This is a genomic window from Fluviispira sanaruensis, assembly GCF_004295685.1.
Classification (GTDB): Bacteria; Bdellovibrionota_B; Oligoflexia; order Silvanigrellales; family Silvanigrellaceae; genus Silvanigrella; species Silvanigrella sanaruensis.
On the sequence record NZ_AP019368.1, the window covers coordinates 1,782,782 to 1,807,186 of the forward strand.

A 24,405-nucleotide genomic window follows, 5' to 3' on the forward strand; every position below is an offset into this window, starting at 1 on the left:
AGTTATTAAATTTACTTTTGGTACTTTGCTTCTCTTTTTCTAAAAGCTTCAGTTCCTCCTTCAAGAATGTCGCAAACATGTTCTCTAATCCCCATTTTATATAAAATACCTTGAGCTTCCGGAGTTTCAAAACTATTTTCAATGCTTCCAGAAACATATTCAAATTTGTGAGTTTTATTCTCTCTATTAGCTTCTTGTCCAGATTGATTGGCTATAATAATTTGCTCAGCATCTGCTCCAACAACTAAATTTGGATTATGAGTGACAATTATAATTTGACGTTCGTTCTTTTTTTTACGTATAAAGCTAACGAGATCAGCATAAACAGATCTATTATCTAAATCATCTTCAGGTTGATCTAAAAGAATTGGCCATTGACGTTCACTTAAATTAATAAGCAATCTAAGAAGAGTTAAACCTTTTTTTCCTGGAGACATTTTACTTAATGGGTCATTTTGATAAGTTATTTTAAAATTAAGATTATATCTATTTTTAGAAATAGCTCGAATACAATCCGAAATAGAAAATTTCTTGAGTAATTTTATATTACCTAAACAAATATCATCAATAAATTTATTTACAAAATTAAAATGTAATTGAGGATCAAAAGTATATAAATCATCTTCACTAGAAATAAAACCTTCTCTTTTAAGAATTGTTTTACCTAAACACTCAACTAAAGAATCTACGAAATCTTTTCCATTTAATTGAACTTGAATATTTAAAACTATGTCATCTAATTTACTTTCATATTTTTTGAAATCAACTTGAATTGATTTATAGCTATTAAAAATATCTAAAATTTTTGTTTTCAAGTCAAAAATAGAATGCTGTAATTGTTTTCTACACGACTCTAATTGCTTCAAAAATGTATCAATTTTAGTCAGCTTCCCTTCTTCTTCTCTTTTAAACTTTTCTTTTTTATTTATTTCTGCACTCAAATTAAGTCGATCATTTAGAGGCTTGATTTGGTATTCAATATCTACTAATTTTCTATTTAATTCTTCTGTTTGTTTACCAATAGAATCAATTAACTTTTTATTAATAATAGAAATATCAGAAATAAATAAATCAAACTTTGTGATTTGCTCTTGAAATATCTGTTTTGTATCAATTAAATTGAGTAAATCTAAATCATTTTCTGTAAATTTTTTTATTTGTTTTGTGTCGGAAATAAATTTTTGATTATGCTGAATAACAATTTTTTCATCACTTTCTGCATTATGAAGATCTCTTCTCAAATTAGCTTCTTGAATAGAAAGAGATTCCAATTTAGTAGCATCTTCAACTGTTAAACCACTTTGAAGTCTAATTTTTTCAATCTCAATATTAATTTCAGAAATGAGTAACTTAATTGAATCATAATTTCCTATTTCCTTGATTTGTTCTAATAAATGATCTTCATTTTTTCGTAAACCAAAAATTTGATCAGACATACTATTAATGTGTGACTCTGCATTTCTAACATTATGTAGGTGAAGTTCATATGCTTCTTGAGCTTCACTATCCTGTAATAAAACTGATAGAACAAATTCATTAAGAGTATCTTGACTTGACTTTTCTTCTTCAGATAAACGATTAAGAAATGCCTGTGGAATATATACAATTTGTTTTCCTTCGGGTTTTGAAGATTTTTGTTCCTTTAATTTTTGTATGGTAGTATCTTCCCATACAACTTCAAAATCAAAGTTTGAATTAGAATCAAGTTTGTACCCTTCTCTAGCATCAACACCTAGGCGTTTAGTAACCTCTTTTGAATCAATAGTCTTAGCAGCATAAAACAACAATAAGCTCTTACCTGTTGATTTTCCGCCTATTATTGTAGTCAATTTAGGGTTTATTGAAATGATGTCGCCAGAAAAGAGATTATCTCCAGTATTATCTGAAAATCTAAGACTTTTAATTACTGTATAAGGAAGCTTTTTATCTGGCATATTATCAGCAATAAAAACTCTATCTTCAGGCTCAAAAATTATTTGTCGAAAACCATTGAATGTAGGATCTGCTTTAATCCAAGTATAATTTTTTCCTATATCCTCTATTTTATGTGCATCTGATCCTAAAACAACTGCTTTTTTTATAGAACCTTCAAATCGCTTATTTAAATAAAAGTCTCTATTTTCTTTTTTTCCAAAAAAAAATGATGATTTTTTATCATATTCTTCTGCTAACACAATGCTTCTATCTCTTTGATTTGGTCGCATTGACCCATATCCGTTGCAAGGAAATACAATAAAATAATCTTCATTCACTCTAAAATCTTTTTCTAATTGCTCAAAAAGTTTATTATCATTAATAAATGCACGTTGAAAACCAATTTTTCTTAAATCTTCTAATTTACAATATAATGTTTCTTTATTGGAACCTGTATTTTGAAGTTCTAGTCTATTAAGAAAATCAGTTATTTTTGTAGTCTTTATTTTATCATTGAAAATAATATGAACATTTATTTCATCACTATCTTTATTTTGAGAAGATAGTCTAAATTCAATATTTGCAAATATAGAATGTATATTAGGTAATCTACCCTTGTTTTTATAATCAATTATCTTTTCATATCCTTCAATGCAAAAATAGTTTGTAAATGCAATCGTTTCAATTTCTGAATCTGCTAATTTATTTATGTAATTCTCCCACTTTTCTTCATTACTTGAACCTTGAAATTGATTATTTAAAACATCATCAGGGCCATGGATATGCAAATCACATTTTCGCCAAACAGATCCTTCTGGATATGGAAACTTACTCACTATTTTTTACCTCATTAAACTAAGAAATTTTGATATACATTTACAAATATTTTCTATATCTATAAAAGCTTCTTTCTGAAATATTTAATAATTTACATATATCAGATATAGAAGATTCATTTTTATTATATAAAGCAATAGCTGCTTTAATTTTGTCTGGAGAAACCGCTTTAGGTCTTCCTCCTAACCTACCTCTTGAACGTGCAGCCGCAAGGCCTGCTTTTGTTCTTTCTTTGATGATATTGCGTTCTAGCTCTGCAAATGCACCTGTCACATGGAAAAAAAATTTTCCAGTTGGACTTGTAGTATCAATATTTTCAACAATGCTTTTGAAACAAAGTTGTTTATTATTAAGCTCATTAACAAATGATATTAAGCTAGATAGTGTTCTGCCAAGACGATCTAATCTCCATACGACTAAAGTATCACCAGGTCGCATATAATTTATTGCGTCATTTAAACCTTTTCTCTCAATTTTTGCTCCGCTAGCAATATCTGAGAATATCTTTTCACTTCCAGATTTAGTAAGTGCATCATTTTGCAAGTTGCAAGATTGATCAGCATTTGAAACTCTTGCATATCCAATGTGCATAAAAGCCTCCTAGATATTTTGCAAAATTTAAAATTATGTCATAACTCATCTATTGTGAGAGTTTATGGCAGAATGATTTTGGCATCTGTTTTGGCACAAAAATATCCGCGAAAAAGCATACTTACCCGATAATACATTTCTACTGCCAAAAACCAAGGTTTATGTCAGGTATTTTGAGGTAACAATATACATGCTTAATTTTGAGGACACTGCATATCCGAGATTCAAAAAATCATATTCAGAAAGTGAATTGCAAAAGTTATTTTATCCAAGTGAGGAAGAAATAGAATTTTGTAAAAATAACTCTACAGGTGAAAAACCACTTCTATGTATGCTTCTTCTATTAAAAAGCTTTCAAAATATTGGTTATTTTATTCAGCTTAATGAAATTCCAGAGAATATAATAAAATTTATTGTTGAAAAATCAAATTTTAAAGGAACAATTAATGAATTGATCCATGGATATCAGGATTCAGGTTCAAAAAGAAGACATGTTAAATGTATAAGAGAATATTTAAATACAAAACAATTTAATAATGGCGGAAATGATTTACTTGAAAAGGTTTTGCCTGAAATGGCATTAATTAAGCATGAACTTATAGATTTAATAAATATTAATTTGGAATATCTTGTTAAAGAAAGATTTGAGATTCCTGCTTTTAGAACTATTCATGATATTTGTAAATATCATAGAGCAAAAGTTAATCATAAAATATACAGAGATATTTTTGAAAAACTTGATGAGTCTGGAAGATATTATTTAGGAAATTTGTTCCTTGAAAGAAATCAAGAATATTCATTGTGGGATGATTTAAAAAAAGATTTAGAAAAACCTAGTTTTAAAGTTATGGCTGATATGCTGATGAGACAAAAATTATTGCAAACCATGTCAGGATATAACAATTTAATTCAATATTTGCCACCTATAAAAATACAGACATTCTATGAAGAAGCTAATGGCTATGATATTGGAAGCTTATTTAAAGTTAAAGAAGACAAAAGGCTTACTTTGATACTTTGTTTTTTATATACAAAATCGGCTAGAATTAATGACGATTTATGCAATGTTTTTATAAAAAGAATAAAGAAATTTAATGTTCGAGCAAAGTTTGAACTTCAACTTTATCTTGATAAAAACTCTGAAAAGACAGAGTCAGTATTTAAAGCATTTAATGAAATTGAGGATCAAGTAAAATCTGGAATACAAGAATTAGAAAAAATCAATGAAATTACAAATATTGTGAATACTAATCAAGAATTATTTGACTATGCAAGAACACAAGTAGAATCTGGAATTAAAAATTTTAACAGATTTGTGTGGAACCATTATAAACAAAGTAGAAAAAGATTACTGAAAATACTTACTGTACTAAATTTATCCTCTACTAGCGAAGATAGTTCAATCATAAATGCTATTGAATACATGTTATTTCACAAGGATACAACAACTGAATGGTTATATCCAGGGAGAATTTATAAGCGGAAAGGAAAAACAGGCCCAATTCTAATTGATTTTTCTTGGATACCTGATAATTGGTGGAAGTTAGTAACTGGAAAAAAGAAAAGAGATAGTTTTCCTCAAAAAATAAATAGAAAACATTTTGAGGCTTGCTTATGTAATCAAATAGCCCTTGAGTTACAAGCTGGAGATTTATGCATAAATAATAGCATTGATTTCTCTGATTATAGAAAGGAACTTATTTCAGAAGAAGAGTCTCTTAGAACGCTAGATGAATATGGAAAATTAGTAGGAATTTCCACTAATAAGAAACAATTTATTATGGATATTCAAAATAATTTAGAAAAATCAGCTAATTTTACCGATGAAACATTTCAATAAAATCCAGATTTTAAAATTCAAAATGGAGAACCTAAATTAAAGAAATATATTCCTATTGAAAAAGACAAAACAAAATTAAAAGAACTTGAAGGTATGCTTGATAAAAAGATGCAAAAACATTCTATGTCTTTGTTAAATATTTTAATTTCTGGAAATAATTTATTGAATTTAACAAAGTTCTTCGGGCCAAATAGTGGACACGAAGCAAAAATTAAAGATGATGAAATACGTTATATTCTAACAATTTTTGCTTATGGAACGGGTCTTGGTCCAACTCAAACAGCAAAAGCTGTTCCTGAAGTAAATAGAAGAAAAATTTCATTTTTAAATTTAAGACATACTTCTGTTGATAAAATTGATAATTGTATTAGAAATGTTATAAATATTTACAATAAATTTGATTTACCTAAACTCTGGGGAAATGGCTCAAGAGCTGCTGCTGATGGGACTCATTGGGACATGTATGATAATAATTTACTCTCTGAATATCATATAAGATATGGTCAGTTTGGAGGAATTGGATATTATCATGTTAGTGATACCTATATTGCATTATTTTCTCATTTTATATCTTGCGGTATGAGAGAAGGTATATTTATTTTAGATGGACTTTCTAAAAATAAATCAGATATCCAGCCTGATACAATCCACGGAGATTCTCACGCTCAAATGCTCACAGGATTTGGTTTATCCTATCTTCTAGGTATAAAATTAATGCCAAGAATAAAAAATTGGAAAGATTTAAATTTTTACAGACCATCTTCAGAAAAGATTTTTAAACATTTAGATTCTTTGTTTACAAAAGAAAAAATTGATTGGGATTTAATTGAAAAATATTTATATGATATGATCAGAGTTGCTCAATCAATTAAGGCTGGAAAAATTAATCCATCAACAATATTGAAAAGATTAAGCACTAGTTCTAGGAAAAATAAATTGTATTATGCCTTTAGAGAATTAGGTAGAGTTGTACGAACTACTTATCTTCTCAATTATTTATCCGATCAAGATCTTAGAAGAATAGTCCAATCGTCAACTAATAAGTGTGAATCATTTAATAAATTTGTAAAATGGATTTACTTTGGTGAAGATATGATTACTAAGAACGACAGAGAAGAACAATTGAGAGTTATAAAATATAATCATTTAATAGCTGTTGTACTTACATTTTATAATGTATATGCAATAACAAAATCAGTTAAGGAACTTACTTCGGAAGGTATCAAAGTAGATCCTGGCCTTATTTCAAAAATTAATCCGTATCGAACTGGACACGTAAACAGATTTGGAGTCTATGAAATCCAGGATCGAAAATTAGATGATATTGACTTTGAACTGAAAGTTTAAATGGTGTAAAATGATTATCAGTATTCATCTAATGCATAATTATTGAGCTGAAAATTCAAAGTGGCCCGATTCTGTACGAATTCTTACCGCCTACCAATGTAGTGAAAAACCTCCAAGGATCGAACTTGGAGTAAGATACGGGAATTGTGAAAAATGCGGAGTTGTACATGGCAGAGACGTAAATACCGCAATAAATATATTGCAATCATACAGAGCTGGTGTTCCTATCAGGTATGATATGCCGACTCGTACAAAGAAAAATTCTAGCTCGTTTTTCTTTGTATCTAGGGAATCCCCTTCCTCAAAAAATTAACGTTAGGAGGTTTTTAGAGAGAAAAGGCTGTCAAGTCTTGCTAAGGAAATTAGTTGCATCTTAGCAACAAAACACAAAAAGGATCGACGAGCTTGATTTCTTTTTTATATAGTTTGACTATCATCTTTTATCAATTTTAACTGGTTCTGTTGCAAAAATACTAAAGTAACAAAGAGCCAGGATGGAATTGCAAAAAGCCTATTCTAGGCAAAATAATTCAGTGATGAATTGTCGTGTGATCTACACAATGACCACGCTCTGCCAAAAATTCTTCTTCATTCTTTGCAATAGAAGCTTACAGATTATTTAATTATAGTAAATCTTACTGCCATTGTATAAAAATATCGATAAGTCATATAATAATCACCGTTATGACCACTGTAATTACCCCAAGAATTACGTATTTTTAGTAATTTTTGTTTATCATCATAACCAAAAACAACGACTGCATGATAACCAACTATATTTTCGCAATTATTTTCTTCTGAACCTGGTTGTTTGCAAGCCCATAAACCTCCATAACTCCAAAATTCAGGAATATCAAAACCATTGGTATTATTTTTGGAAAGCGCAGTATCAAGTATAACTCTATTTCCATCATTAATTGCTTTTTTTAATTCTTCCAAAGATGGTAGATAATATGTTTCATAGTCAATTTTATCGGAATAATCCTTTATACTTTTAGATCTATACTCATTTACTGATAAAACTTGGCTTGGTTCCGGGTAGGCTGCTCCAAAACAATCCCCTTTTTTTATAAATCCATGCAATTTAAATAGCCTTAATGCACTGGTACTCGGATTAAGTAAACTTTCCCCTTCCCATGAAGAACAAATCCCATATTTAGTAGCAAATCCACTAGTAAGAGCTAAGATACACTGTTGGTCAATATAATCGGCACAATCTTTGTCTGTTTTCAAAGATGGATCAATAATTGAATCTAATTTCGCATTAATAGCTGCCGTAGTCGCAAAAGTTGGACAGGTACCATGGTACCCTTGATTTAATACAGGCACGTTTGCCATTCCTAAATCTACAGCTCCATTTTTTGTATCAAAATAAGATACTTCTCTAGCATCTATTTCATGAAGCACTTCACTTAAAGGGTTTACAAACATAGCCCAACAATTATAACAAAAATTATGTGTTATATGTCCAGGAAAGGGTTTATTTTGTCTGTCAGCAAAAGATATCCATGCTGAAAATCTGTGATTAGCGGCTTGTGGATATATAAAAGAGTCGCCAAATTGTTTTATGCATTTTTCTTTTAGAATTTGATACTGCTCAGATTTGTCTAATTTAAAAACATAATATTTATAAAAAGGGTATTCATTTTTCAGTACCCAAGTGCCATTAGCTTTTTCTTTTCCATTATCAAGCCAATGCCAAGCAGAAGACTCATCCGCACAGTAAACACTTGTTTCTTCAGCATAAAGATTATTTTGAATAAGTAAGATTGTTGATAATATCATTAAAATTTGAATATATATTTTTCTATATTTCATGTTTTTCTCCAAAAAATTCTAGTTCTGAGGCTTATTTTGACTTACTTAGTTCAAATTTTTCTTCACGACTCAAAGCAGAAACACTTGAAACAAAAATATTTAATAAAATAATATTCTTTAGTCGCATTTTAAAAAGCCTTAAAAAAGATATACAAAACTGAAATCACTAAATAAATATAAAGTATTCAGTAAAATCTATAAGAGCTCATCAATAAAGCATATGAAGTTAATGTCGTCAATATATTTCTGAACTTCCTAACAATTATAGATTCTTCTTAACAAAATCGATGAATTTAAATAACAATATTTAATAAAATATGCATGATATAACATCATATTGAATTCATTAACTCCCGTCTTATCACACCGACGTAGGTACAGATCCATATACGGCGGTTTGTGTAATTATCCGACATTTTATCTAATTATCATTTACACTATAATAAATATTTTTCATACAAAATCATTTTTTAAGATTATGTTTGATATTTAAATTTTGGATTTGTACCTGTATCCGTATTAAAAGTTGGATTCTGAGCTGCAAGGATATGAGGAAAAATCGCTTGTAGGCCAAAGATATTTATTGTGTACAACACCGTATCGTACAAAATCTAACTAGCTGCAAGCTCTTTTTCTATTTTTTAAAAAATAGAAGTACCTTTTTAAAAGTATCATTAGTAATTTTATTCTTGAAATCAATGACCGAATTGTCAATATAAGAAGCACGTACTGTGCAAAAATATAAACGACATTTTGGATCAATATATATGAAATGCGATGGTCTCTTTACGAAAAAATGCTTTAGCAAAACTTCAGTCTTTAAAAGTTACCAAATGTTTGCACAAAAAAAGCAAACGAAAAGAAAAATAAGAAAGAAAGTTCATCTACATGCTGTTTTTAAATTAATGAATCATTTAGGTCGAGCTGAAACCACAGAAGCAGCTGCTTTTTTTATTTGATCCTTAATTTTTACATCTGTTTCTTTATTTATTGCGGCATACAGAGCGCTATCTAACTCTTTTAATGGCAAGATTTTTTTAATTTTTTTATACTCAAAGTTAATTGCTTTCAATTTACTTTGTATTCCTATTTCTGTCGAAACGATTAAATCGCAGCGTCCTTCTACAAATTTTTTTACATTTAGAGTTGAGCTTGTTGCAGTCTCAATCGATTTAAAACCGTTTGACGCTAAAAAATCAGCTCTATAATCATTTCTCTGAACACAAATTTTATATTTTTTTGCATCATCAAATTTTGTAACTTTAATATCGCTTCGAGATCCCAATTTATAAAAATAAACCGTTGAATCTATTATTTTAAATAAAAAATCTAATTTTTCCATTCTTTCCTTTGTCTTTACAATAGGATAGATAATAGTGTTCGGTATTGTCGTTGCATCGTTATATGCTCTAGACCAAGGCGCTTTTACAATTGTTTTTTCTGGAAGGTTAAGCTTTTTTAAAACCTTAAATATAACTGTTGTTGTTATGCCCCCATTTATGAAACCTTTTTCATCGACTGTGACATAGGGAACATCTTCATCAGTGTAAATTATGATATCTTTTATATTTGCAGCATATATATTTAATGAATAAACAAATAAACAAATAAAGATCAAATAAATTTTTGACATAATATAGCCTTTATATTAAATCTTTTAAAAATACCGATAATCTATTAATCTTATTTTAGTGTACCCAAAAATTCATTTTAAATCTTCAATTAGAACTACTCATATAAGAATATACGTTTTTGTTCATCAGCATTAAAACTCTGTCTGGTTTTTTGACTATAGAAAAATACAAAGTGTAAATCTTCGATTAAGTTACTCATCTTTGAACGCTTAAATACACTTTTGAGTCGTAACAAGGTTCATAAATACTTCACATAGATTGTTTTTGAATGACCGTTGCCCTAGGTTCCTGACGGTTGATAAAATAAAGTATAAACAATTACTACCTAGTCACCAGAATTTTTATTGCATCGTTCAGCCAGAGCAGCATCTTGTTTTTTAAGATTTTCTATTAACCAAACATGAAGAAGTATTTTTTTACCAGATTCAACTTCAATTTGATATGGTAATCCAGAGAAAATAGATTTTGTTGCAACATTATTTATAAATTCACAAACCGTTATTTTACCATTAAATTTCTTTTTGCTTGTAATCTCTAATTTCAATTGTAAATGACTCGCCGCTTCTTTAGCACTATAACTTGAACCATTCCTTATAAATTTCAAATTAGAATCAGCAATCGTTGCTATTAATTTTGTAATTATTTTTTCATCGGAAAGTGAAATTATTGATTTTTTTTCTTCGCTAATAGAAAAAATATGTGTAAAAATAAATATAAATCCTACTAAAAAAGATAAAAATTTAAATTGATTGTGATCTATCATAAGCATTTCCTAAGTTAAAAAATACATTCAAAATATTAAACATCTTGATAAAGAGTCTTATTGCCAATTTTTTTTCAAAAATATAAAATTTATATTAATTATTCAATTTAAAAATCCGCGTCTGCCCCTCATCCAGTGTGATAAATTCCTTTATATTTAATTGCTTATTTTTTAATTCTAAATTTAAATCTTTGCGTGGTTGATCAATTCTTTCTTGAGTTAACTGAAAAGTTCCAAAATGAATCCCTATACTTTGTTTTGCTCCAAGATCAAGATGTGCTTTGACTGCTTCAGTTGGATTCATATGGACCAATTTCATGAACCATCTCGGCTCATAAGCTCCGATCGGAAGCAGAGCTATATCTGGCGCGCCAAAGCGCTTACGAATAGCTGCAAAATGGCTTGAATAAGCTGTATCGCCTGCAAAATATATTTTCTGTTTATTTATTGAAATTAAAAAACTTCCCCAAAGTGTTTTATTTCTATCAAATAAACCGCGAGCGGATGCATGATGCGCTGGAGCTAAACTCAATTGAATATTTGGATTAAATTTGTCTGTTTCCCACCAATCGAGCTCTGACACATTCAAAATATCGTTGTCAAGCAGGAACTTTTTATTTCCAAGAGGTACTACAAAATGAGGAGCAAATATTTCATTTAATTTCTTGAGTGTCTCAATATCCATATGATCATAATGATTGTGACTGATTAAAACATAATCTATTTTTGGTAAACTCTCTATTGCTATCCCTGGCTCACGATGTCGTTTTGGTCCAATCCAGCTATATGGACTTGCCCGTTTTGACCAAATGGGATCGGTTAAAATATTATAGCCTTGTACTTGAATGAGAACTGTTGCGTGATTGATAAAGGTGATTGCGATTTCATTTACTTTTAAAGCATGATTCATGTTTGGAGATGGAGAATTGCTTACAGATTCTGGCCAATCTTCAAATGAAGACGTGGTAAGCATTTTAACAACATCCCAAAGTCCATGCTCAGTCCGGTCAGATGGATTTAAAAAACGTGAACCATCGTAATGATCAGATATAGAATATTCGGTACTTGAAGAACAACCAAGGAACAAATAATTAGAACTAATTAAATATAAAATACATTTCAGTATTAAAGAGAGTGTTTTATAACTAAAATTATACATTTTCTCACTTTCACATGGATTACAAACAATCTTAATTTATAATAGTTATTTTAAAAAGTAATCTATTGAACGTCAAAAAAAGATATTTCTAATTGCCTTTTTATAGTGGAAAATTTTAGTTTTTATTTTAAAGTTCATATGTCTCTTTCAGAAAGGAAAAAATATGAAAAGAGTTTTTAGTATAATGATGTTAAGTGCGGTATGTGCTCAAGCGAAAGATTTAAACTATAAAGATTATTACAAAGGTTCTACAGGTTGCTTTATTTTATACGATCTAAATAAAAATAAAATAATTGAAGAATATAATGAACAATTTTGTCAGACACCTATGCCGCCCAATTCCACTTTCAAAATTCCTCTTAGCATAATGGGTTTCGATAAAAACATTTTAAAAGATGAAAACAACCCAAAATGGGAATTTAAGGCAGAATATTTACCTGAAGGTTTTAAAAGTTGGATGCCTGTTCAGTGGAAAGAAGCAAACACTCCCAAAAGCTGGTTAAAATATTCCGTAGTCTGGTACAGCCAAAAACTAGCTCGCAAACTGGGGACAAAAGAAATTGAAAACTATCTTAATAAATTTGAATACGGAAATAAAGATTTCTCAGGAACACCAGGGAAAGACGATGCTTTAATGGGAGCTTGGCTTGACTCATCGCTGAAAATTACTGCCGAAAATCAAATGCAATTTCTAAAGAAGTTTGTGAAAGAAGAACTTCCGGTATCCAAACATGCTCAGCAGATGACAAAAAAGGCTTTATTTCTTGAACAAGACAAGCAAAATGTTTCTTTATTTGGCAAAACAGGTGCTGGCTATTTAGAAAATAGAGTTGCGCATGGATGGTTTATAGGTTGGGTTGAAAAAGATAATAATTCATACATTTTTGTCAGCCAAATAAAAGATAACAAAAGCGGTGGTGTACTTAATAGTTTTAAGGCGAAAAAAAATGCTCTGGATTTTTTGCATGATCTTGAAATTTTGTAATTTTGTTATCTCCCTATAAATGCACTTGCAGCTATGCACATATCGAATGAAAAGACTTGAGTCAAGTATCACAACTCAAGGTTTAACTTTAAAATTGGGATTTTTCTTTCTTTAATAACTTTAGAATATTCTTCGCCGACTTGCACCGCTCCGATCGATAAATAAAAAGGGACTGCATTGGGATCTGCCTCAATTAGAAATGAACTTATCTTTTTTTCTTTTAATTCCAATGACAAAGCGCGCCATAAATTCTTAGCAAGTCCTTGACCCATATATTTTGGGTGAATAAATAAACTACCACCTGTTACTTTTTCTGTTTGAATCGCTTCTCTGCACCAGAAACCGATTATGACCCCATTCTGTTCCGCAAGCACAGAAACTGAGTCTTTAAGAGTCTTCGCTGTAATAAATAAATCTTTTTTCCATAGCTCAAGCCATTCGTTTGGATAACCCCAATAAGCTTTGGATATAGAAGCGAGTTCTGTAAGCTGCGCGCAATCATCGACCTTAGCATTCCTGAGTGTGTAAGAAACATTAATACGGTCGCCATGTGCTTTCGGTGTTGAGATTAATATAATTTCAAGATCTTCTTCACCACAATTGTGCACACTATGGACAGTATAATTCTCTATTTCAAGTCCTTCCTGAGGATTTAAAATATATTCTTTATGATTGGCTAAAATTTTTGCTTGTCCTTTTTGCACGAAAAAAAATTGCATTGCATTTTTATGAAAATGAGCTGATTCAAAGCAATTTACTGGAATTCTTTCCAAGATGAAGCTCAAATCTTTTCTATCAACATATTTCCAGCCATCGCAATTATTTCCCCATTTATAGCTTTCAACATTTTTTTTGGCAAGTTTTTTCATTCGAACTCCAAGCTTTAGATAAATACTAGTTAAGTTTAAATTTTTACTTCAATATATTTCCTTTTTCAATACAATGTGTTAATAAAATTTTGTGTTTTTTACATACATTTTAATCGGGTTTAAAAGTTTGCTTGAAAGAAACTTTCTATTGCTATTACTGAGTTTTGTTAGCTAAGATATTGTGTTACATAATTTTCTTTTTTAAAGTAAAAAGGAATGAAAATGAGGAAATTATTAATTCTTTTTCTACGATTAATGATCGGCTTATGTGTTTTTAATATTTCACAGCCGATTCCTCTCAATGCAAAAGTACATGTTTTTCAACTCCTTTGCCATTTAATATTTATCAGACAGACAATGCACACGAAAGAATTACAGCTAAAGGAGGCCGTGGTGGCGGTCGCAGCAGCCGATCATCGTCAACAGGAAGTACAAAAAGCAAAAATTATACCTTTTTAGTTTTCCAAATCTTTATTTAATGGAGTTTTTACTTAAGAGAAAAAAGAAATACTAATTTTATTTATAAAGTTCTTCGATTTCTTTTAATAGAATACTTTAAACTAAATCTTTTTCATAAAACTGAATAAAGAGATCTCTCCAACATAAGTACTCCAATTTTATACTCTTCGCTCATTTTCTCTTTTAAAAATATTTATGGGTGTAAAAGTCTATTAAGAAATCTATTAAATAAGTTTGACTCAGATTATTAAAACAAGATAAAAATAAAAAAGTAAGAGTATTACTTCTTACTAAATTTACAAGGATTTATTTTGAAAAAAATTATTACTTTATCTCTGCTCTTGACTTTTTCTTCTGCATATTCTGCAAATAATTCACAAAATCAAACTATTTATTCAATGAATGCGAATGAGGCTATCCAGTTTATCAATAAGCAAAAGAAATTTATCATAACATTTATTGGTTTTTCAGGTGCTGGGTATGAAGATAAAAACGAAATGCTGGCATATGCAAGGAAAGAGCTAAAAGAACATTTAGAACATCATGGCTTAGAAAATACAATTGTAAGCATTGGCGCTACAGCGGAAGGAATTGGAGAAGTCTATCCCCTCGCCAAAGAAATGGGATTCAATACTTTGGGAATAGTCTCTTCAGAAGCTAAAAAATACAATGTGCCCCTTTCAATTTCAGCGGACATAGTCATTTACGTAACAGATAGCTATTGGGGGGGATTTTTACCAGAGAAGCAAAATACCCTCTCTCCAACCTCGCAAATCGTAGTCAATACAGCCGATAAAGTCATAGCTATTGGAGGAGGAGCCGTCGGTCGTGATGAAATGTTGAGTTCTATTCAATCTGGGAAAAATTGGAGTTTTTACTTTGCTGAAATGAATCGACTAAAAGCAATAAATTCCGCTCATAGCAAGAACCTCGCACCTCCAGACGATTTTTCAGGGGAAACATTCAGAGGTCTTTATGAGAAAGGTTATCTATAATTAATTATTTATAATTCCCATAATTTTGCCGATGATAAAGCGAAAGTAATTCTTCTTTGGCAAAATATAATATATAGGGAATTTAGTATGAGCAAAAAACATGGGCATTCACATAAAGACAACCACGATTATAAAGAAGGTCACAATGAGGGATACATAGAAGGTCAAAAAGATATCCTAAAAATATTTGATGACATTTTTGCTACAGGTGCAACAGATGTAAGTAAAATTCCAAATAGCAATAATTCTAAATTTGTTGAAATTAAGAAAAAAATTATTGAGTTATTAAATAAATAATTATGTTCATAAATTTGATATATTAAATTCAATCATTAACTCATAAAATGAAAGCAAATTTATGAACAATAAAATGAACGAAAAAGCTCATGTAATAAATGAAACAGCAGTCGATCATTCTGAAGAAGTTTGGAGCAAAGACGTTTATAAAGGTTTTAGCTTAGGGACCTTAGGAGCACAGACAACCCCATTTCTAAGCGCTTTCATTAAGCATGTAAAGGATATTAATAATAATCAGGCGAAATTAATTGAGTTTGGCGCTGGCTCAGGTGAACATTCCATAACTTTAGCAAAAGAAGGTTTTTCTGTCACAGCCATTGAAAGCAGTAAAACAGCTATATCTTTAATGAAAAAAAGAATGCAAAATGAAAATATCAATCTTAATATTATTGATATAAATATTTTTGATTATTTGAAAAAAGATATACGAGATGAGTTTATCGGAATTTATGCAAATGCAGTTCTTCACTTGCTGACGGAAACTGAACGGCAAAAGTTATACAAAAACTTTATACGCATTCAACCACACAATAGCATATTAGCAGTTTCATTTAAAGGAGTTGGGGATTCTTTACAAAAAATTTGTACATTACAAGAAAATACAGACGCCGGACCTATTTATTTAGGCAAAGATAAAATAAAACGTTTATTTGTTTCAAACCCAATTCCACTTATCCAAGAAATTCAAAATGCGGGTTATATACATATTGAAGCTATCCATTGGGCTATCCCAGACTCTAATATAATCGGAGAAGACTCAGTCTTTATAGGTCTTATTGCGGAGAAACCTTAGTCCATGTCTTATTTCTTTAAACTTGAAGTGAATAATTTTAATATTTCAATTACTTTTACATTTGAATCTTTTTCTTTTTGCTTAATAATTGCATCAATTGTCTTTTGTAATTCAGGCAAATTCGATAAAGATGAATCTTCAATCACACCCATAGTCCATTTATGAAAAACCCTTGAATCAGTTCCTTCATTCAATAAGACCTCTATATTTTTATGACGCAAATCTCTTTTAATTTTACTAAAAATGTCTACAACATTCTTGATATCACCTTCTAAAAGTTGGAGAAAAAAAATCCCCCTTCGAATTAATATTCCTGTGATATTGTGATCTGTATTATTTTTATGAGCAGAACTTAATATTTTTTCCAGTTCACCTTCACCAAACTTTTGAGTTTGCTCACTCCTATATAATACCCTATGAAGATTTGTTGCTTTTTTCATAAAAACCTTCTAATAAAAATAATATATTCAAAAAAAACACTTAACCTTTATCGGAAAAAAATACAAAATCAATATTTATTCCGATAATCAATCCAAAGAACATATAACCTCTAGATTTTTTTGTTCTTTTCGAATTAATTCGTTAATTTGTAAAATAATTTTCGGACTTAATTTTTTAGAAAATCCTAAATATAATGAAGTTTCTTTTGGCACAAAAATATATTCTTGAATATTGCATACCGCAATTGAACGATGCGTAACTTTCATCTCGATAAATGATTGTTCCGTTACAAGCGAGAAAATATCTATATTTTCTTTTCGCAATTCAAAAAATGCGCGCGCTAATGGGAACTCATAAAACTCTATTTTATAATTCCCTCCTAAACCCAAATGATTTAATAATTTATTAAATAAAATTCCAACTAGTTTATTAAATTTATTTTTAAAGACAAAAGGAAATGCTTCGAAGTAACCAATCTTTATTACCTTTTGATTAGCGTTGGCACAGAATTGCATAAAAAGTATTAAAATTAAAATATATTTCAATTTTGTCCTCCCCTCAGCATTATGTCACCTATTTGTATTTTTCCATGCTATCCTGTAAAAATCCATTGAAACGGGATGCAACAAAATAGTATCTCGTTTTTGTTCGTTAAGGGTTTTTATAAATTCCAAAATAAAAATTCGCGACAGCTTGGATTGTTTAAGGAAAAAACTATGAAAAAACTCATTAATGGCATTACAGAATTTAGAAAAAAAGTATTACCTGGTTACAGAGATACCTTTGCACGATTGGCTTTAGGGCAGTCACCAGATGCTTTATTTATTGCCTGTTCTGATAGCCGAGTGGTGCCAAACTTATTTGCGTCTACTGACCCAGGAGACCTGTTTGTTGTTAGAAATGTTGGAAACCTCATTCCCCCTTGCAGTCGCAATGGTTTCTCGGTTGGAGATGAGTCCGAAGCAGCTGCGATCGAATTTTCCATCACGCAACTCAGAGTTTCAAGTATCATCATCTGTGGACATTCTGAATGTGGAGCTATGCAATCGCTGGTTAAAAATAGAAATGCTATTTCATCTCCAAATTTGCGCTCTTGGCTGCAATATGGCGAGCCCGCATTGCAAAAAATGCTTGATGGATTTGAAATAAATCCGGGATTACAACCACACAATCAACTTTCTCAAATTAATGTGCTCGAACAGAAAATTCATTTAGAGTCATATCCAATTGTTCAGGATCTTATTAAAAGTGGAAATTTACGAATCTGCAGCTGGTGGTTTGATATAGCAACTGCAGATGTTTATTCTTACAATGATGAAAAAAGAAGATTTGTGCTGCTTGATGATGAAGAGGCAGCAAGGATATTGGCAGAAAGCTCTAATTAAATTTAGCTAGAACAGCTTGAGCTTCTCCAGAAGATTCTCCAGAAACAAAAAGACTCCCTTCGCTTGTTGATGTTAAATTTACAAAATTCGCATCTAAATCTAGAGAATCGCCAAGTACAATTCCTTCTTGACCAAACGCAGTATTTAAAGAACCATTTGGATCATATTTTGCAAGAATAAATTGATTATTTGCTGTTTTATCTTTAGATAGACCAACCGCCAATATAGAACCATCATCCTGCAAAATTTGTTTGGTCAAATAATCATTTTGTAAGATTTTTGTAAATACAATTCCATTTGTACCAAATGAATTCGAAAGAGATCCATTTGGTTTGTATTTTGCTAATGTAATAACATAGCTACTTTCGCTTAAGTATTTCTGGATAGAATATCCGCCTACAAATAAGGAACCATCTACTCCTACAGATAGAGAAGTGATATTTGCATTGTTACCAATTTTTGTTTGCACAATTCCATTTTGTCCAAATGTTTTATTCAGAGATCCATCAGAAAAGTATTTTGCTAGGGTGAATTGATTATTTAGATCTGCATTTTGTGATACTCCAGCAGCTATAATCAAACCATCTTTTTTTGCATGAATACTTGTTACATTAGCTGAAACTCCAATTTGAGTTTTAGTCACTCCCTGTGTACCAAATTTTGTTACAATATTTCCTTTCAAATCATATTTAGCAATCGTAAATACTTTTGCATTTGCTCCACGCGATGTTTTTGCAATCGAATAGCCTCCTAGAATAATCGCATTATTATATGAAATTGTATGCGCAGATGCTAAGACAATAGAAGGATCAACAACAATAATTCCCGAGCTACCAAAAGACGTATTTAAAGTACCATCTGGTTGGTAACTCGCAAGAACTGTTTGATACTGATCGGGCGCTAAGGCAGCTTTACCAAAAGCTATTATACTTCCATCGTTCAAAACCGATATAGAAAGTATTTCTGAAGATATTCCTATTTTAGTATGAACAACTCCATTACTACCAAAAGAATCATCAAGGGTACCATCAGAATTAAATTTTACCAGTGTAAACGCAGTAAAATTATCTTCAGTCACTGAACTTCCTGCGCTTAATATTGCGCCATCTAACAAAGCTATTGATTTATTAAACTTATTATGACTTGTGCCAAAACTAACTTTTACAACACCTTTTTCGCCAAAAGTCTCATCTAATTCTCCCGTTTGAGTTGCAAATGAATTTGCTAAAAAATGAGATAAATGTTGTGAATTGTAGATTTTACTTGCTGATGCTGAATTTGATGAAATAAGAGAAAGTGTCAATACCGATAGAAATATCGAATATTTAATTTGGCGTATCTTCATATATCCTCCTAAAATTCGTAGATGATATTGATCAACAAGACCTCTGTTACTTTATTATAATTTTTTTTTATGTCAATTAATTTTTAGTAATAAAATTTTAATAAAATATAAATTCATTTTTTATTAAAAAATATTTTACTTACTTTATATAATTATTTATAGGTATTTCAAATAATCTAATTTGAAAATATAATCAATCAACAATTCCTTCAATTTTTAAAGTATTCTTTACATATATGTTGTTTTTAATATTTTCATAAACATAATTTATATTTTTAAACTCAGAAATATCTATTTTTAAAAAACGAACTGAATTCAAAATTGTTAATAAATATGCATCACAAACACTAAAATTACTCCCTAGACAATAATCTTTATTATCTAATCGCAATTCTGCAACTTTCAATTTATCTTTTAAAAGCGTAATAAATTTATTTTTTAACTCGTTTCTTGCTTTATCCTCACTCACATAGTCATCTATTAACCAAATAGGATTTATTGATTTATGCAGTTCAGAAGTTATAAAACCAAGCCACTCTATTGCTTTGTAACGCTCAAATGTGCCCGCTTTAGGAATAAGTTTTAACTCAGGTTTATAATCCCCTAAAAATTGTAAAATAGCTGAATTTTCAGTGAGAATGACTCCATCATCTAAAAGGAGAATGGGGACATTACCCAAAGCATTTAATTTTAAAAAATCGGGAGTTCTATTTTCACCTTTGATAAGGTCAACAACACTCGCTGTGTATTGAATCCCCAGCATTTCAAGTATGACATGAGCACCTAAAGAACTTGCAAACTTAGCATAATAGAGCTTCATATTTTTTCCTTTACATTATTTATATTCTAATTTAATATCAATTCGTTAAAATTGTCTATTTCAGTATATTCTAATTTAAGCATGTAAAGTTAAAATTTATGTATGAAAATAATAAACAACAAGAATTAATTGAAGGAGTTGATTTCTATTTCAACGAAGATGGCTTTATGGTTTTTACTCAATTATTTCATATAAAAAGAGGTTACTGCTGTGAAAATGATTGTAAGCATTGTCCGTATACTGTGCATCCCAGTGTTCCGTTTGAATGAGTGTTTTAATTTATTTCATCACTTTCATATACCACTGGCCAAAGTTCTTCTGGGATAAGCATTTCTTCTTGACTCAATAAACAGCTATTGAGTTTTTCCATAATCTTATTTTTTTCTAGATTCTGCCCGATAAAAACAACCTCTTGGTACAAATCATCAGATTCACCATATTGTTCAACACGGCATGAGCTCCCTGCTTGTGACCAATATTCTAAAGATTTTGGTGAGTTTGCCAGCCAAAGAAAGCCTTTTGAACGAATTATGCCTTCAGATTCATTATTCATAAAATCCCAAAATCTTTTTGGATGGAAGGGTTTATCCGCCTTATAAACAAAACTTGATATTCCATACTCTTCTGTTTCGGGAGTGTGTGCCCCTCTCTCTTCTAATAACCAATTTGCATTTTGTTCTGCATCAGAAAATTTAAAAAGATTTGTTGATAAAACTTCATTTAGAGGAACATTGCTATTTATTGACGTCATTATTTTTGCATTTGGATTTAACCTTCTGATGATTGAATTGAGTTCTTCATGTTCATCTTTGCTTACCAAATCTATTTTATTAATAATTATAATATTAGAAAATTCAATCTGTGCTATTAATAAATCAGATATATTTCGATCATCTTCTTCATTTAAGCCAATTTTTTTTTCATTCAGATATTCTGAAGAGCAGTAATCAATTAAAAATTGTGATGCATCAACAACAGTTATACAGGCATCTAATTCTGCAAAATCTGCTAGACTTTTGCCATTTTCATCCTCAAAGGTAAACGTTTCTGCAACAGGCATGGGTTCCGAAATTCCGGAAGATTCTATTATCAGTGCATCGAATTTTTGTGTTTGTGAGAGTTTTGCAATTTCAATTAATAAATCTTCACGCAGAGTGCAACAAATACAGCCATTCGTCATTTCAACTAACTTTTCTTCCGTTCGCGAAAGTGAAGCTGCTGTGCCTTTGACTAAAGTGGCATCGATGTTAACCTCGCTCATATCATTCACTATGACAGCTACTTTTAGATTACTTCTATTATTTAAAATATGGTTCAGGAGAGTTGTTTTCCCTGCTCCCAGAAAGCCAGAGAGAAGAGTGACTGGTAATTTAGTTGAATTCATTAAGAAACCTCATTCTTGAATCATTTGCAAAAATTTTGCAATAAGCTTTTACAATGAGAGTGATTAGAAATCAAGTTAATTGCAAAAAAATTGCAATTAACTTGATTTATTAATAATTATAGGTGCTTGTCAGATTTTACCAATCATTTCAATAATAACATCCTCCGCATTTTCAAACCCTTTCGGATTTGCAACATAGAATCCATATTCTGTTGAACAGCCACTGTGCTTAAATCCCTCAAATGATGTAAAATGAGGGTTAAAACCAGACCGAATATTTTTAAATAATAATTTATCTCTAGCATTTGGTATATTACAGTATATATCTACAAATGCTTTATTCAAATTTATATCTTCTTTTGTCTGAAATTTAAATTCAAATGATTTAAAGTTTTCATTATCAATTTTATTAAAAAATACTTTAAACTGTGCAATATCTTCTGAAACTCTATCGATTCTTTGAATAAAGTTTATGTTGAAAATATGTTTCTTAGAGGTTGGTCGAAAATTTCCCCTTGCTATAATGAAATTTTCGAGAATATCAGTACTATAATCCTTTCTATATTTTTTATAACTTTTTTTAATATCGAAAAGTTTCTCTTTTGCTTCTATTATATTTATATCTTTAAGTTCATTGGCGGATAGTTGTGCTCGTCTTACTAAATTTGTATATTTTAAGGATTCAGGCGCCAAGATACTCAAACCTTCTAAGATATTAATATTTGCCTCTGTATTATTAATTATTTCTGCCAGCTGATTCTCCTGAGGTTTTGACATAGCTAAATCACTATATTTAATAGCTAAATCTCTATTGTATTTTTCAATATTAAAATATGTTTTAATATCGTTAAAAACATTTATGAGTTCTAATTCATCGTTTTTATGATCAAGTATTGAAAAATCAAGTAAATGATCACTACTATTTAATATTTTTTCTTTGCTATATTTCTTTGCTTCCGAATTTACGACTGCTAAATTGTTTAAATTATTTATATCAATTTGTGACTTAAAATCTTCAAGATATTCTATTAAATTAGAAAATGTTTTGTCACATTTATCCATATTATTAATATCGCATGAAACATCAGATTTTAATATTTGAGTTAACTTAAGAGGATCGCCCCCAAATTGAATCGCATCAATACTAATATGAGTTTTTTTCTTCATTTTTTTATTTAAAAATTGGGAATTAAAAGCAAAAGAAATTGTTTTGGGATTTTCTGCACCGAATAAGTTTGATATTGAAGATCCAACTTTTTTGGAGAATTCAATTTTATCTTCCAAAGAATCAAAATCTAGCTTAATAGTAATAACAAGTTTGGCGATTAAATCTTGCTTAATAATAAATTCATTCCCGCATTTATCCATGAACCCATAAAAATCTATCAATTTACCATTTTTATCAAAATATTTTTCCAACCCTTTTATAAGACGCTTTGGGTGATTTTCATCCAATTTTCTACTTTCAGGTCTAATTTCACTTACAAGTGTGTAATTCCAGCTCAGAGAATGCGCTTCAGATTGTTTGGCAAACTGAATGGCAATAGAAGAATCTGCAATTTTTATTGGCAATACAGAATCAAGAGTGCTTGTTATGGTTTTTAAGAGTTCTTTATAACTCTGGTTTTCAAGTCTATAGACATGCGACGTGTTGATTTGCTTAGGATTTAAAATCTCTGCTTGTACACATTTTCCTTGAACCGTATGAACATAGCTATTAAAACCCTGCAAAATGTCGATGGGTGATTCAAGCGGCGTGAGAATGCTACTATCTCTGTTTGTAAATGTATTACAGGGAATAATTTCATTGTGCTCAAATTGAGTTGAGTCAGAGCTGCACGAGTAAGGAATTAAGGACAAGAAAAACAAGCTTGCACATTTTCTTTTATTCATATTAAATCCATTTAAAAGAAAGAAAAAGACATTAATAACTATTTATTAATATTTAAATTTTAATAATTTTTAGCAATTCAAGAAATAAATTTGTATAATGTAAATAATTTACATTATACATTATGTATTTATTTACAATTTTATACAAATATTTTCAACAAAATTTTATATATTTTATTAAGTACGAGATATAAAAATTAATTATATATTTTTTAATATTTTTTTATAAAAATTAAATCTAGATAAAATTTCACAATAATAAAATTATGTTATATTTATAAGCGACTGAATTGGAAATTTATAAGCGCTGTTTTGTAAGAGATCCCTTCCGCGCAAAAAAGCGAGCTCTATCAAAAAGGAAAAACCGACGACTTGAGCTCCACTTTTTTCAATTATATTGGAACAAGCTTTTGCGGTTCCTCCTGTTGCTATCACATCATCCACAATCAAATAGCGCTCGCCAATATTTAATGCACTCTTTTGAATTTCAATTGAATCCGATCCATATTCTAAATTATAAGATTCATTTACTACAATTCCAGGCAATTTTCCTTTTTTTCGCGCTGCGATAAAAGGAAGATTCATTTGCAAGGCAAGGGGCAAGCCAAAGAAAAAACCACGACTTTCAATTCCAACTATATTTTGTACTTGCAATTCACGCGCAAATCCCACCATTTCTGCAATGACCTTTTTCATTGCTACAGGATCTCTGAGCAAAGGATTTATATCTTTAAAAATAACACCTTCTTTTGGAAAATTAGGTACATCTTGAATAATAGAAAGAAGCTCATTTTGAATATTCATAGGATATCCTTATCTCTATTGATCTCTCTCGC

Annotated in this window: 23 protein-coding genes; 9 read left to right on the top strand and 14 right to left on the bottom strand. The window is 29.9% G+C overall.

All coding sequences use genetic code 11. The annotated features are described in order from the left end of the window. Window positions 1–11: 11 nt before the first annotated feature. Together EZS29_RS07495 and EZS29_RS07500 are read right to left on the bottom strand one after the other, a co-directional pair. Window positions 12–2,750 (bottom strand): TrlF family AAA-like ATPase, encoded by a 2,739-nt coding sequence (locus tag EZS29_RS07495; protein ID WP_130608262.1) that lies wholly within the window; start codon window positions 2,748–2,750, stop codon window positions 12–14. A gap of 40 nt (window positions 2,751–2,790) precedes the next feature. Continuing rightward, a complete protein-coding gene (locus tag EZS29_RS07500; RefSeq protein ID WP_130608265.1) occupies window positions 2,791–3,342 on the bottom strand; it encodes a recombinase family protein in 552 nt (183 codons plus the stop codon). A 190-nt stretch (window positions 3,343–3,532) separates the two neighbouring features. On the opposite strand from EZS29_RS07500, the gene EZS29_RS07505 reads away from it, so the two are divergent. Next, a complete protein-coding gene (locus EZS29_RS07505; protein WP_130608268.1) occupies window positions 3,533–5,182 on the top strand; it encodes a DUF4158 domain-containing protein in 1,650 nt (549 codons plus the stop codon). Window positions 5,183–5,275: 93 nt separating this feature from the next. Beyond that, on the top strand, window positions 5,276–6,529 hold the full coding sequence (locus EZS29_RS07510) for a Tn3 family transposase (RefSeq protein WP_130608271.1): 1,254 nt from the start codon (window positions 5,276–5,278) through the stop codon (window positions 6,527–6,529). Window positions 6,530–7,144: 615 nt separating this feature from the next. On the opposite strand, the gene EZS29_RS07520 is transcribed toward EZS29_RS07510, so the two are convergent. The 4 genes from EZS29_RS07520 to EZS29_RS07535 all read right to left on the bottom strand — a co-directional run bounded on the left by EZS29_RS07520 (window position 7,145) and on the right by EZS29_RS07535 (window position 11,903). Then, a complete protein-coding gene (locus EZS29_RS07520) occupies window positions 7,145–8,347 on the bottom strand; it encodes a C1 family peptidase (protein ID WP_130608274.1) in 1,203 nt (400 codons plus the stop codon). Window positions 8,348–9,257: 910 nt separating this feature from the next. Continuing rightward, the gene (locus EZS29_RS07525) at window positions 9,258–9,980 is read right to left on the bottom strand and encodes a substrate-binding periplasmic protein (RefSeq protein ID WP_130608277.1); all 723 of its coding nucleotides are present in this window, start codon (window positions 9,978–9,980) and stop codon (window positions 9,258–9,260) included. A gap of 326 nt (window positions 9,981–10,306) precedes the next feature. Continuing rightward, the gene (locus EZS29_RS07530; protein WP_130608280.1) at window positions 10,307–10,744 is read right to left on the bottom strand and encodes a DUF5329 family protein; all 438 of its coding nucleotides are present in this window, start codon (window positions 10,742–10,744) and stop codon (window positions 10,307–10,309) included. 94 nt (window positions 10,745–10,838) lie between these two features. After that, entirely contained in the window at window positions 10,839–11,903 is a 1,065-nt protein-coding gene (locus EZS29_RS07535) for an MBL fold metallo-hydrolase (RefSeq protein ID WP_130608283.1), read from the bottom strand. Window positions 11,904–12,066: 163 nt separating this feature from the next. On the opposite strand from EZS29_RS07535, the gene EZS29_RS07540 reads away from it, so the two are divergent. Beyond that, complete coding sequence (locus EZS29_RS07540; RefSeq protein ID WP_130608286.1) at window positions 12,067–12,888, top strand: penicillin-binding transpeptidase domain-containing protein; 822 nt, start codon at window positions 12,067–12,069, stop codon at window positions 12,886–12,888. 68 nt (window positions 12,889–12,956) lie between these two features. Here EZS29_RS07540 and EZS29_RS07545 read toward each other — a convergent pair whose 3' ends face one another. After that, window positions 12,957–13,757: a GNAT family N-acetyltransferase gene (locus EZS29_RS07545; protein WP_130608289.1), complete on the bottom strand. Its 801-nt coding sequence runs from the start codon at window positions 13,755–13,757 to the stop codon at window positions 12,957–12,959. Window positions 13,758–13,979: 222 nt separating this feature from the next. Here EZS29_RS07545 and EZS29_RS07550 point away from each other — a divergent pair, with 222 nt between their 5' ends. From EZS29_RS07550 to EZS29_RS07565, 4 genes are all read left to right on the top strand, one after another. Beyond that, window positions 13,980–14,216, top strand: a complete 237-nt coding sequence (locus EZS29_RS07550; protein WP_130608292.1) for a hypothetical protein — start codon at window positions 13,980–13,982, stop codon at window positions 14,214–14,216. Between the two features lie 311 nt (window positions 14,217–14,527). Next, on the top strand, window positions 14,528–15,211 hold the full coding sequence (locus EZS29_RS07555; RefSeq protein ID WP_130608295.1) for a hypothetical protein: 684 nt from the start codon (window positions 14,528–14,530) through the stop codon (window positions 15,209–15,211). A gap of 87 nt (window positions 15,212–15,298) precedes the next feature. Next, window positions 15,299–15,508, top strand: a complete 210-nt coding sequence (locus EZS29_RS07560) for a hypothetical protein (RefSeq protein WP_130608298.1) — start codon at window positions 15,299–15,301, stop codon at window positions 15,506–15,508. Between the two features lie 61 nt (window positions 15,509–15,569). Continuing rightward, window positions 15,570–16,301, top strand: coding sequence for a class I SAM-dependent methyltransferase (locus tag EZS29_RS07565; protein ID WP_130608301.1), 732 nt, complete (start codon window positions 15,570–15,572; stop codon window positions 16,299–16,301). Window positions 16,302–16,309: 8 nt separating this feature from the next. On the opposite strand, the gene EZS29_RS07570 is transcribed toward EZS29_RS07565, so the two are convergent. Further along, window positions 16,310–16,741, bottom strand: coding sequence for a BLUF domain-containing protein (locus tag EZS29_RS07570; RefSeq protein ID WP_130608304.1), 432 nt, complete (start codon window positions 16,739–16,741; stop codon window positions 16,310–16,312). 87 nt (window positions 16,742–16,828) lie between these two features. Further along, window positions 16,829–17,287, bottom strand: coding sequence for a type 2 periplasmic-binding domain-containing protein (locus EZS29_RS07575; RefSeq protein WP_130608307.1), 459 nt, complete (start codon window positions 17,285–17,287; stop codon window positions 16,829–16,831). A gap of 171 nt (window positions 17,288–17,458) precedes the next feature. Here EZS29_RS07575 and EZS29_RS07580 point away from each other — a divergent pair, with 171 nt between their 5' ends. Next, entirely contained in the window at window positions 17,459–18,127 is a 669-nt protein-coding gene (locus EZS29_RS07580) for a carbonic anhydrase (RefSeq protein ID WP_130608309.1), read from the top strand. On the opposite strand, the gene EZS29_RS07585 is transcribed toward EZS29_RS07580, so the two are convergent. Both EZS29_RS07585 and EZS29_RS07590 read right to left on the bottom strand, forming a co-directional pair. Then, window positions 18,120–19,472, bottom strand: coding sequence for a hypothetical protein (locus tag EZS29_RS07585; protein WP_130608312.1), 1,353 nt, complete (start codon window positions 19,470–19,472; stop codon window positions 18,120–18,122). The genes EZS29_RS07580 and EZS29_RS07585 overlap by 8 nt on opposite strands. Window positions 19,473–19,665: 193 nt before the next feature. After that, entirely contained in the window at window positions 19,666–20,292 is a 627-nt protein-coding gene (locus EZS29_RS07590) for a glutathione S-transferase N-terminal domain-containing protein (RefSeq protein WP_130608315.1), read from the bottom strand. A 98-nt stretch (window positions 20,293–20,390) separates the two neighbouring features. Here EZS29_RS07590 and EZS29_RS15905 point away from each other — a divergent pair, with 98 nt between their 5' ends. After that, entirely contained in the window at window positions 20,391–20,561 is a 171-nt protein-coding gene (locus EZS29_RS15905) for a C1orf53 family protein (protein WP_172603837.1), read from the top strand. Window positions 20,562–20,566: 5 nt separating this feature from the next. Here the strand turns inward: EZS29_RS15905 and EZS29_RS07595 are convergent, their stop codons facing one another. From EZS29_RS07595 to EZS29_RS07605, 3 genes are all read right to left on the bottom strand, one after another. After that, the gene (locus EZS29_RS07595) at window positions 20,567–21,676 is read right to left on the bottom strand and encodes a GTP-binding protein (protein WP_130608318.1); all 1,110 of its coding nucleotides are present in this window, start codon (window positions 21,674–21,676) and stop codon (window positions 20,567–20,569) included. Window positions 21,677–21,805: 129 nt separating this feature from the next. Further along, window positions 21,806–23,569: a hypothetical protein gene (locus tag EZS29_RS07600; protein WP_130608321.1), complete on the bottom strand. Its 1,764-nt coding sequence runs from the start codon at window positions 23,567–23,569 to the stop codon at window positions 21,806–21,808. A 264-nt stretch (window positions 23,570–23,833) separates the two neighbouring features. Further along, window positions 23,834–24,373: an adenine phosphoribosyltransferase gene (locus EZS29_RS07605; RefSeq protein WP_130608324.1), complete on the bottom strand. Its 540-nt coding sequence runs from the start codon at window positions 24,371–24,373 to the stop codon at window positions 23,834–23,836. Window positions 24,374–24,405: the final 32 nt, after the last annotated feature.

Coding starts and splice junctions, on each gene's coding strand:
- EZS29_RS07500 (WP_130608265.1), bottom strand. CDS start 3,342: ATGCACATTGGATATGCAAGAGTTTCAAATGCTGATCAATCTTGCAAC.
- EZS29_RS07505 (WP_130608268.1), top strand. CDS start 3,533: ATGCTTAATTTTGAGGACACTGCATATCCGAGATTCAAAAAATCATAT.
- EZS29_RS07510 (WP_130608271.1), top strand. CDS start 5,276: ATGCTTGATAAAAAGATGCAAAAACATTCTATGTCTTTGTTAAATATT.
- EZS29_RS07520 (WP_130608274.1), bottom strand. CDS start 8,347: ATGAAATATAGAAAAATATATATTCAAATTTTAATGATATTATCAACA.
- EZS29_RS07525 (WP_130608277.1), bottom strand. CDS start 9,980: ATGTCAAAAATTTATTTGATCTTTATTTGTTTATTTGTTTATTCATTA.
- EZS29_RS07530 (WP_130608280.1), bottom strand. CDS start 10,744: ATGATAGATCACAATCAATTTAAATTTTTATCTTTTTTAGTAGGATTT.
- EZS29_RS07535 (WP_130608283.1), bottom strand. CDS start 11,903: ATGTATAATTTTAGTTATAAAACACTCTCTTTAATACTGAAATGTATT.
- EZS29_RS07540 (WP_130608286.1), top strand. CDS start 12,067: ATGAAAAGAGTTTTTAGTATAATGATGTTAAGTGCGGTATGTGCTCAA.
- EZS29_RS07545 (WP_130608289.1), bottom strand. CDS start 13,757: ATGAAAAAACTTGCCAAAAAAAATGTTGAAAGCTATAAATGGGGAAAT.
- EZS29_RS07550 (WP_130608292.1), top strand. CDS start 13,980: ATGAGGAAATTATTAATTCTTTTTCTACGATTAATGATCGGCTTATGT.
- EZS29_RS07560 (WP_130608298.1), top strand. CDS start 15,299: ATGAGCAAAAAACATGGGCATTCACATAAAGACAACCACGATTATAAA.
- EZS29_RS07565 (WP_130608301.1), top strand. CDS start 15,570: ATGAACAATAAAATGAACGAAAAAGCTCATGTAATAAATGAAACAGCA.
- EZS29_RS07570 (WP_130608304.1), bottom strand. CDS start 16,741: ATGAAAAAAGCAACAAATCTTCATAGGGTATTATATAGGAGTGAGCAA.
- EZS29_RS07580 (WP_130608309.1), top strand. CDS start 17,459: ATGAAAAAACTCATTAATGGCATTACAGAATTTAGAAAAAAAGTATTA.
- EZS29_RS07585 (WP_130608312.1), bottom strand. CDS start 19,472: ATGAAGATACGCCAAATTAAATATTCGATATTTCTATCGGTATTGACA.
- EZS29_RS07590 (WP_130608315.1), bottom strand. CDS start 20,292: ATGAAGCTCTATTATGCTAAGTTTGCAAGTTCTTTAGGTGCTCATGTC.
- EZS29_RS15905 (WP_172603837.1), top strand. CDS start 20,391: ATGTATGAAAATAATAAACAACAAGAATTAATTGAAGGAGTTGATTTC.
- EZS29_RS07595 (WP_130608318.1), bottom strand. CDS start 21,676: ATGAATTCAACTAAATTACCAGTCACTCTTCTCTCTGGCTTTCTGGGA.
- EZS29_RS07600 (WP_130608321.1), bottom strand. CDS start 23,569: ATGAATAAAAGAAAATGTGCAAGCTTGTTTTTCTTGTCCTTAATTCCT.
- EZS29_RS07605 (WP_130608324.1), bottom strand. CDS start 24,373: ATGAATATTCAAAATGAGCTTCTTTCTATTATTCAAGATGTACCTAAT.